This window comes from Phytobacter sp. RSE-02 (assembly GCF_040578655.1).
Classification (GTDB): domain Bacteria; phylum Pseudomonadota; class Gammaproteobacteria; order Enterobacterales; family Enterobacteriaceae; genus Phytobacter; species Phytobacter diazotrophicus.
The window spans coordinates 1-738 of the sequence record NZ_JBEULY010000045.1 but is presented as its reverse complement, the minus strand read 5'-3'; the positions used below and the strand labels follow the sequence as shown (position 1 = coordinate 738).

At 51.5% G+C, this 738-nt stretch carries 1 tRNA gene and 1 rRNA gene; both read right to left on the bottom strand.

Annotated elements, in window-relative coordinates:
* Positions 1-400 (bottom strand): 23S ribosomal RNA (locus ABU190_RS27280); the annotation flags it as partial.
* Positions 401-616: 216 nt separating this feature from the next.
* Positions 617-692: transfer RNA gene (locus ABU190_RS27275), tRNA-Glu, on the bottom strand.
* Between the last annotated feature and the right edge of the window lie 46 nt (positions 693-738).

The following is a 738-nucleotide window of genomic DNA, read 5'->3' as shown; positions in this document are numbered from 1 at the left end:
TCAGACAGGATACCACGTGTCCCGCCCTACTCATCGAGCTCACAGCCTGTGTGCTTTCGTGTACGGGGCTGTCACCCTGTATCGCGCGACTTTCCAGACGCTTCCACTAACACACAAGCTGATTCAGGCTCTGGGCTGCTCCCCGTTCGCTCGCCGCTACTGGGGGAATCTCGGTTGATTTCTTTTCCTCGGGGTACTTAGATGTTTCAGTTCCCCCGGTTCGCCTCATTAACCTATGGATTCAGTTAATGATAGTGTGACGGATCACACTGGGTTTCCCCATTCGGACATCGCCGGGTCAAAGGTTCATATCACCTCGCCGGCGCTTTTCGCAGATTAGCACGTCCTTCATCGCCTCTGACTGCCAGGGCATCCACCGTGTACGCTTAGTCGCTTAACCTCACAACCCGAAGATGTTTCGTAAAACATCATCGTGTCGCGAAAATTTGAGAGACTCGAACACACCGCCATCTGTTCTTATTACGGAGAACAGACACTGTGTGTCGTTTCAATTTTCAGCTTGATCCAGATTTTTAAAGAGCAAATATCTCAAACATGACTCGCAAGTCAGTTTTGAGATATCGGTGGCAACGCCTTTCACACATTACCGCGCAAGTGGCGTCCCCTAGGGGATTCGAACCCCTGTTACCGCCGTGAAAGGGCGGTGTCCTGGGCCTCTAGACGAAGGGGACACTTAAGTCTCACTCGCAAGACGCCTTGCTTTTTACTTTTCATCAG